This window comes from Pseudoalteromonas sp. BSi20495, assembly GCF_000241185.1.
Classification (GTDB): domain Bacteria; phylum Pseudomonadota; class Gammaproteobacteria; order Enterobacterales; family Alteromonadaceae; genus Pseudoalteromonas; species Pseudoalteromonas fuliginea.
In genome coordinates, this window is the sequence record NZ_BADY01000084.1 from 1 (window position 1) to 8,701 (window position 8,701).

The 8,701-nt window shown below is 38.9% G+C and carries 7 protein-coding genes, 1 tRNA gene and 1 pseudogene; 1 reads left to right on the plus strand and 8 read right to left on the minus strand.

The genetic code is table 11. From position 1 onward, the window contains the following. Window positions 1–21: 21 nt before the first annotated feature. From P20495_RS08480 to rlmE, 8 genes and pseudogenes are all read right to left on the minus strand, one after another. On the minus strand, window positions 22–1,647 hold the full coding sequence (locus P20495_RS08480; RefSeq protein WP_008136763.1) for a methyl-accepting chemotaxis protein: 1,626 nt from the start codon (window positions 1,645–1,647) through the stop codon (window positions 22–24). 206 nt (window positions 1,648–1,853) lie between these two features. Next, window positions 1,854–1,938, minus strand: a tRNA-Leu gene (locus P20495_RS08475). Window positions 1,939–2,017: 79 nt separating this feature from the next. Beyond that, window positions 2,018–2,371 carry a preprotein translocase subunit SecG gene (secG, locus tag P20495_RS08470; protein WP_007377779.1) on the minus strand — a complete coding sequence of 118 codons (354 nt, stop codon included), beginning with the start codon at window positions 2,369–2,371 and terminating at the stop codon, window positions 2,018–2,020. A gap of 1 nt (window position 2,372) precedes the next feature. After that, window positions 2,373–3,122: a triose-phosphate isomerase gene (gene tpiA / locus P20495_RS08465; protein WP_008136765.1), complete on the minus strand. Its 750-nt coding sequence runs from the start codon at window positions 3,120–3,122 to the stop codon at window positions 2,373–2,375. An 81-nt stretch (window positions 3,123–3,203) separates the two neighbouring features. Beyond that, window positions 3,204–4,544, minus strand: a complete 1,341-nt coding sequence (glmM, locus tag P20495_RS08460) for a phosphoglucosamine mutase (protein WP_008136767.1) — start codon at window positions 4,542–4,544, stop codon at window positions 3,204–3,206. Beyond that, the gene (gene folP / locus P20495_RS08455; protein WP_008136769.1) at window positions 4,544–5,389 is read right to left on the minus strand and encodes a dihydropteroate synthase; all 846 of its coding nucleotides are present in this window, start codon (window positions 5,387–5,389) and stop codon (window positions 4,544–4,546) included. The genes glmM and folP overlap by 1 nt, the downstream gene beginning before the upstream one ends. A gap of 235 nt (window positions 5,390–5,624) precedes the next feature. Continuing rightward, complete coding sequence (ftsH, locus tag P20495_RS08450; RefSeq protein ID WP_033015932.1) at window positions 5,625–7,568, minus strand: ATP-dependent zinc metalloprotease FtsH; 1,944 nt, start codon at window positions 7,566–7,568, stop codon at window positions 5,625–5,627. A 66-nt stretch (window positions 7,569–7,634) separates the two neighbouring features. After that, window positions 7,635–8,265: pseudogene (gene rlmE / locus P20495_RS20640) on the minus strand (23S rRNA (uridine(2552)-2'-O)-methyltransferase RlmE). Window positions 8,266–8,353: 88 nt separating this feature from the next. Between rlmE and yhbY the strand changes: the two are divergent. Then, window positions 8,354–8,650: a ribosome assembly RNA-binding protein YhbY gene (gene yhbY, locus P20495_RS08445; protein ID WP_007377785.1), complete on the plus strand. Its 297-nt coding sequence runs from the start codon at window positions 8,354–8,356 to the stop codon at window positions 8,648–8,650. The last annotated feature ends 51 nt before the right edge of the window (window positions 8,651–8,701 follow it).

The following is an 8,701-nucleotide window of genomic DNA, read 5'->3' on the forward strand; positions in this document are numbered from 1 at the left end:
TATAGTTACTTAAAAGTATTACTACTCTATTCTAAATTTAGCTGTTGCATCTAATAAGTTATCTGATAGGTAATGAAGGTTTTTAGCAACATCACGTGCTGCCAATAATGAGTCCATGGTATCCTCAAACGATACGTGCATATTCGATACGTTTTCTACTACCATTGCAGCTACAGAGGTTTGTTCTTCCGTAGCAGCAGCTATTTGAGAGTTCATTCCATTTATTTCGAGCATTTGCTCTGCAATTTTTTCAATAGAAATCCCTGTTTTTTCTGCTGCGGTCGCATTATCAGTAGCCATGTCTCTTGCCGAAGTCATCGCTGTCACAGATTCATTAGCAGCCGTTGTTAATGCACCTAATAACTCGCGTATTTCATTGGTCGAATGTGCTGTACGAGATGCTAATTCACGAACTTCATCAGCTACAACAGCAAAACCACGGCCATGCTCACCAGCACGAGCTGCCTCAATGGCGGCGTTAAGTGCAAGTAAATTAGTTTGATCTGCAATAGAAGTAATTACATTCAATATTTGTGATACATTTTTTGTATCATCCGCCAGTTTATTTATTGTAGTAGCAGCTTGGTTTATTTCATTACTAAGCGTGCGAGATGCAGTTACTGACATCTGTACTTGAGTTCTGCTTTGTTCGACCTCTTTTTCTGCTGTTTCAGCTGCATGGGAAGCACTAGCGGCTGATTGAGAGATATCACCAACGCTTTGCTTCATTTCTTCCATTGATTGCTTAACAATTTCAGCATCGGTAGTTTGTTTCGTTGTGGCACGCTCAGCTTGCTCCATCCCCTGAACAAGTCGCGTAGAATTTTCCATCAAAGGTTCGCACACGGCAATAACCTCAAGTACAGTTTCTCTAAGCAGAGTAATAAACGCATTAAAGTTAATTGATACTTGCCCTATTTCATCTTCAGAGCTTACTTTTAATTGTGTACTAAGAGAGCCTTTACCGCTTGCTAATAAGCTTAAGTTATTTGCAGCATCACTAGCTGACGAGCCAATCCCTCTGGCAATCCAAACGGCCATAAATAATAGTAATATTAACGATACGACTGATACGACTAGCATTAAAGTTAATGCATAGTCAGAACGATCTTTGGTACTAGTAACAAGTTCAAAAAAACGATTGTCTGCTTTTTGTTGCGCACTTTTAAAATTACTTAAGACCTCGTTATAAAGAGATGTTTTTAACTGAGCTTGCTGTTGAATTTTACTAAAATCAGCAGTGCCACTAACCATCCCATTGGCAATAATCGAAGATATCTCTTCATAATTAGCTAACTGCTTTTTTGTCTCACTGTTTATATAGGATTCATTTACCTGTTCAATTAAATTAATATTCGTTTCTAACAATTTATAAGTGTCACTTGCTTTAACAACAAGGTCTTGCTCACCGAATGTGACAGCTTGAGTATAAAGCTCGTCTAACTTTTCTAAAGTACTAACATTTTCTGAAGTAAGCTTAACAACCTTGTATGTAGAGCTCTCCATTTCATTAAGTGATATCCTATTATCATTCATTGCAAAATAATTGATCAGAACGATCGCTAAAAAAGCCAAAACTGCAATACATGTTATTGCATGTATTTTTTTAGTTATGCTTAGGTTTTGAAAAGAGAAGCCTGCGGCCATATTGATTACCTTATTTTATTGTCTATAACTATTATCGGCTTAATAACCATAAGTGTTAACTATATTTGTAATATTTCTAGTTTTTTTGTGATTTTTCGCGAATTTATATGAAATAATTTAAAACAGGCTGAGTAGTTCGAAAAACAATCAAAATTATTTTTATTAAAAAAAAACCAGTAACATTGCTGTTACTGGTTTATTAAATTTGGTGCGGATGGGGGGACTTGAACCCCCACGCCCTAAAGCACCACCCCCTCAAGGTGGCGTGTCTACCAATTCCACCACATCCGCATTTCAAGCTTTCGCTTAAGTGTTAAACTTAATGATTTAAATGAGGAATATAAATCGTCTAACATTTATTTAAGTTAAATTAATTTGGTACGTCAGAGCTTTTCTCTTTCGTAGATGTTACAGGAACATCCTCTTCTACAGGAGACACTGTTTCAACTGCAGGCGCTGCTTCTAGATTTTCCCATTCGTCAGTCTTTTTAATTTGACCCGCAGTAAGGTTACCTAAAACAATGCTTAAAACAAAAAATACAGTTGCCAAACTTGTCGTTGTTTTCGTCATGAAATTACCAGCACCTGACGATCCAAAAACAGTAGCAGACGCACCGGCACCAAATGAAGAGCCCATATCTGCGCCTTTACCTTGTTGGATTAAAACCATACCAACTAATGCCAAGGCAACAACTAAATAAACTACTAATAAAATTTCGTACATCTTATACGGTTCCTTCTGCACTTTTACAAATTGCAATAAATGAATCTGCTTTTAGACTAGCACCACCAATTAGGCCACCGTCTATATCTGTTTGTGCAAATAATAATTCGCTATTTTTTTCATTAACGCTACCACCATATAAGATGGTAAGCCCTTGTGCTAAATTGCCATCTAATGAAGCAATTTTATCACGGATAAATTTGTGAACGTTTTGTGCCTGTTCTGGCGATGCAGTTTTACCTGTGCCGATGGCCCAAACGGGTTCGTATGCTATCACAGAATCTTTTAGTGCCGCTACACCTAATTTATTAATTATTGCATCAATTTGTGTAGAAACGACAAGCTCAGTTTTACCATTTTCTTGCTCTGTTTCACTTTCACCCACACATAAGATTGGAATGAGACCAACATTTTGAGCTCGAGCAAATTTTTCAGCGACCGTAGTATTACTTTCATTATAAATACTACGTCGTTCTGAATGACCTACTAGCACGTACTTCGCGCCTAAATCTTTAATAAGTTTCGCATCAACTTCACCGGTAAAGGCGCCTGGTTCGTTTTCAGAAACAGTTTGCGCTCCTGTACAGACTCCGGTTAAAACCATTGATGATACTAATGGGAAAGGGGGAAATAAGACAATGTCTATCTCTTTTGATTTAACATTGTTGATGGCACCAGACATTTCTTTAATTAGCTCTAACGAACCGTTCATTTTCCAGTTGCCTGCGACCATTGGCTTGCGTATTGCCATTTTTCCACTCCACATTAGAAAGCGGGCGAGATATTAACTTTTCTCGCCCAAAGTTACAAGAGGTTATTGTTATCAATCAGTTTATTTGCTCATAGATTCGACAACTGTCGCAATTTTTTGCGCACTATCGAGTACTATTTTTTCTTGTTCTGCTTCAACCATAACACGCACAACAGGCTCAGTACCTGATTTACGAAGTAAAACGCGCCCTTTATCGCCTAAGCTTTTCTCTACTTCGGCAACAGCTGCAAGGACCTCTGCTGTACTCGTTGGATCAGTTCCCGGTGTATAACGTACGTTAATCATTTTCATTGGGTATTTAGTAAAGCCTGCACCTAAGTCTTGTAGAGTACGGTTTTGTGCAACCATTGCAGCCAATACTTGTAGGCTTGAAATAATACCATCTCCGGTACTTATCAAATCTAGATTTAGAACATGGCCCGAGCTTTCCCCACCAATTTTCCAACCCTTCTGTTGCAGTAATTCCATAACGTAGCGATCGCCTACTTTACTACGTGCGAACTCAATTCCTTTGGCTTTTAAAGCATTTTCAAGACCCATGTTAGACATAACAGTCCCAACTACGCCACCACCTAAGTTATCTTCTTGGGCTGCTTGACACGCAATTATATAAACTAGATCATCACCATCGAATACACGGCCATTATGATCAACCATCATAACGCGATCACCATCACCATCATAAGCAATACCTACGTCTGCTTTAAATTCAAGTACTTTACGTTTAAGTGTATCTACGTGTGTAGCACCACATTCATGATTTATGTTTACGCCATTTGGCTCACACGCATGGGTAATTACTTCAGCACCAAGTTCGCGCATAACAGAAGGAGCAATATGATATGTAGCACCATTAGCACAATCAACGACGACTTTGAGACCCTCTAATGACAAACCTTGTGGAAACTGACTTTTACAAAATTCTATGTAACGACCATCTGCACTGACTAAACGAGATGCTTTACCTAATTTATCAGATGCAACGCAAGTCATTGGCTCATCAAGCATCGCTTCTATTTGAAGCTCTACGGAATCAGCTAGCTTTAGGCCTTGTCCATTAAAAAACTTAATACCATTATCGTAATAAGGGTTGTGTGATGCACTAATTACAATTCCCGCTTCCGCACGAAACGTTTGCGCTAAATAGGCAACAGCAGGCGTTGGCATAGGGCCAAGTAACACGACGTCAATACCTGCGGCAATTAACCCAGCTTCAAGTGCTGTTTCAAGCATATAACCTGAGATACGTGTATCTTTACCAATAATTACTTTTTTAGTGCCACCCAGAGATAAAACACGCCCTGCAGCCCAACCTAATTTCATAGCAAACTCTGGGTTAATAGGTGCTGTACCAACTAATCCACGCACTCCATCAGTGCCAAAATATTTTCTTTCTTTCATTATTGTATTCCTTGTTCGCAGGCTCGTAATACACTAAGCACGTCTGCGGTTTCTTTTACGTCATGTACGCGAATAATTTTTGCGCCATTTTGCGCCGCGATTAGCGCACCTGCTAAGCTACCTGCCAATCGCTCACTTGTTTCTCTATTTAATAAATTACCTATCATCGATTTACGAGATAAACCAGCCAATAATGGCAAACCCAATTTATTAAAATCATTAAACTTAGCCAATATTTGATAGTTATGGTTAAGCGTTTTTCCAAATCCAAAACCGGGATCTAGGATAAGTCGTTCAAACTTAATCCCGGCTGTTTCACAGGCTTTAATACGTTGACTAAAAAACATATTTATATCTGCAAACAAATCATCATAATGAGGTGCACATTGCATACTGCGAGGTTGCCCTTGCATATGCATTAAACAAATTGCTACATCTTCATAGTGCGCAACCGTTTCTAACGCATCTAATTCTTGCAAAGCTCTTACATCGTTGACTATATCAGCCCCTGCGAGTATTGCTTGTTCCATTACTTGCGCTTTACTGGTATCAATTGAAATAACGCAATCACTGTGCTCACGTATTGCTTTAATAGCGGGAATTACGCGGGCAAGTTCATCTTTCAAACTCACATCTGGCGCGCCGGGGCGGGTAGATTCTCCGCCTATGTCTACAATTTTCGCACCATCATCCAGTAACTGCATTGCACGTTTCACTGCTATTGTTGGGTCTAAAAACTGCCCACCATCAGAAAATGAATCCGGCGTTACATTTAATATTCCCATAATAACGGGCTTTTCAATATTAAGCGTACGTCCTCTGGGAAGCTTTAATATGTTAGTCATTGCCAACCTTTATTCTTTTTCCAATAAAATTAAATTAATGATCTATTATAGCGATAAGTAAATAGCTTAATTACAAGGCGGAATTATGATATATAGTTATTCTATATAAATAATTTCTCAGCGAAGTTAGTGAGTTATTTAATTCGCTAGAATGAACATCCATCAATAAAATTGGTATAAATAACTGATACAAAAAAGCCCCGAAGTACGGGGCTTTCATTCGCTATTTTAACGATTATTCAGCTTTATCATCAAGGTTTGTTTCATCTTTTTTCGATGAATCATCCGATTTTTGACTTTCATCGCTAACTGGCTCTTGAGATTCTTCAGCTTTTACCGGTTTTGCTTCATGGCGGTCATGTGCATCACGCGGTTCACGCACTGGTTGGCGTGCCATTAAATCATCAATTTGCTTAGCGTCGATTGTTTCGTATTTCATTAAAGCGTCTTTCATTGAGTGAAGAATATCAATATTTTCTTTTAATATTTCTTCTGCTCGTTGATAGTTACGATCTGAAAGTAATCGAACCTCTGCATCAATTATCTTTGCTGTGTCGTCTGACATGCTAGATGCACGACTGCCGCCGCCACCCATATACATTTCATTTTGATCTTCAGCGTAAAGTAACGGACCTAGTTTTTCACTTAAACCCCAGTGTGTAACCATTTTACGAGCAATATCTGTAGCTCGTTCAATATCATTACTCGCACCTGTTGTTACTTTATCAGCACCATAAATAAGCGCTTCAGCAATTCGACCACCGTAAAGGCTAGAAATCATTGATTCTAAAAGCTCTTTTGAATGACTAACACGGTCTTGTTCAGGCAAGTACATTGTTACACCTAGCGCACGGCCACGTGGAATAATAGATACTTTGTAAACTGGATCATGTTCAGGAACCATACGGCCCACAATTGCGTGACCTGCTTCATGATACGCAGTCATTGCTTTTTCTTGCTCGCTCATCACCATGGTTTTGCGTTCTGCACCCATCATGATTTTATCTTTAGCAGCGTCAAATTCAGCCATACTTACAACACGCTTATTGCCACGTGCGGCATAAAGTGCAGCTTCATTTACTAAGTTTGCTAAATCAGCACCAGAGAAACCTGGGGTACCTCTTGCAATAAGTGCCGCTTCAACGTTATCGCCTAATGGCACTTTACGCATGTGTACTTTAAGTATTTGCTCACGACCACGAATATCAGGTAAACCTACTTCTACTTGACGGTCAAAACGACCTGGACGAAGTAATGCTGGGTCTAATACATCTGGTCGGTTAGTTGCTGCAATAACGATAATACCTTCGTTACCACCAAAGCCATCCATTTCTACTAGCATTTGGTTAAGTGTTTGCTCACGTTCGTCGTTACCGCCGCCCATACCAGCACCACGTTTACGACCAACAGCATCAATCTCATCTATAAAGATAATACAAGGCGCTGCTTTTTTAGCTTGCTCAAACATGTCACGTACACGTGATGCACCAACACCTACAAACATTTCAACAAAATCTGAACCTGAAATTGTAAAAAACGGTACTTTCGCTTCACCCGCAACAGCCTTTGCAAGTAACGTTTTACCAGTACCAGGAGGACCAACCATTAGTACGCCTTTAGGAATACTACCGCCAAGTTTTTGAAACTTAGAAGGGTCACGTAAAAAGTCTACCAATTCGGTAACATCTTCTTTCGCTTCATCACAACCAGCAACATCTGCAAACGTTGTTTTAATTTGATCTTCGCTCATTAAACGCGCTTTACTCTTACCAAATGACATAGCGCCTTTACCGCCGCCGCCTTGCATCTGACGCATGAAGAATATCCATACACCAATAAGCAGTATCATTGGGAACCAAGAAATAAATATACTTGCTAAAAATGACTGTTCTTCAGGTTTTACACCCTTCACATTCACATTACTTTTTAATAAGTCATTTAAAATATCTTTGTCATAAATAGGCATAATCGTTTGAAAACGTTCGCCACTGGTTTTAGTACCTGTAATTGTCCCACTGGTACTTTCAATTGCCACTTCTTGTATAGAGCCATTTCGGGCGTCTTTAACAAATTGACTATAGCTTGTCTGACGATCAACTTGATCGCCACCATTAAAGCTCTGAAAGACTGACATCAGCACAACTGCAATGACCAGCCATAGTATTAAATTTTTCGCCATATCGCTCAAGGGGTTAACCTCTTGTATCCAATTAATTTAAATTCAACTAAACGCCAAGCAACTGTACTACAGTTTGTATCCAGTCGCTACTATATATACTTCCCGAGAACGGGCACGCGAGGCATCAGGTTTACGTATCTTCACTACTTTAAAACTATTACGTACGTCTTGTAAGTATTGATCAAAGCCTTCACCTTGAAACACTTTAACAATAAATGCACCATTTTTCTTTAGTACTTGGCTACACATATCTAATGCAAGCTCTACTAAATACATACTACCAGCTTGATCAACTGAATTATTACCACTCATATTTGGTGCCATGTCAGAGAATACCACATCAACATTTTTCCCATCAATGCGTTTTAATAATGCATTTAATACAGCCTCCTCACGAAAGTCACCTTGTAAGAAGTCTACACCTGCAAGGGAATCCATCGGTAAAATATCACATGCTATTACTTGACCTTTATCACCCACTTTTTCGGCTAAATACTGTGACCAACTACCCGGCGCGGCCCCTAAATCTACCACTGTCATACCCGGACGCAGTATCTTATCTCTGTTCTGAACTTCATCTAATTTAAAAACCGCTCTAGAACGCCAGTCCTTTTTTTTGCGCTTCTTGAACATATTTATCATCAAAATGTTCTTTCAGCCATCGCTGTGAACTGGCTGACTGTTTTTTATTTGTCATAAATTAACACGCAACTAATTAGTAATATTCTTTAGATGGCGGTAGAATACCCTTAATTCAAGCCATATTCAGCAAAATTTGTATAAACATGACATTATCAAATAAACAAAAGCAGTTTTTAAAAGGTCAGGCACATAGCCTCAAGCCAGTAGTTTTACTAGGTTCTAACGGTTTAACCGAAGGCGTAGTAATGGAAATTAAAAGTGCGTTAGAAATTCACGAATTGATTAAAGTGAAAGCGCCGACTGACGATCGTGAAACTAAAGCTCTTATTTTTGAAGCTATCGTACGTGAAACTGGTGCGACTAAGTTACAAACAATTGGTCACACTATTGTACTTTATCTTCAAAGTGCTGAGAGAAAAATACATTTACCACGTAACTAAATTACTATTTTAAGTAACCTAGTGTGTTTAATGAAAAAACCAGCTTAATGC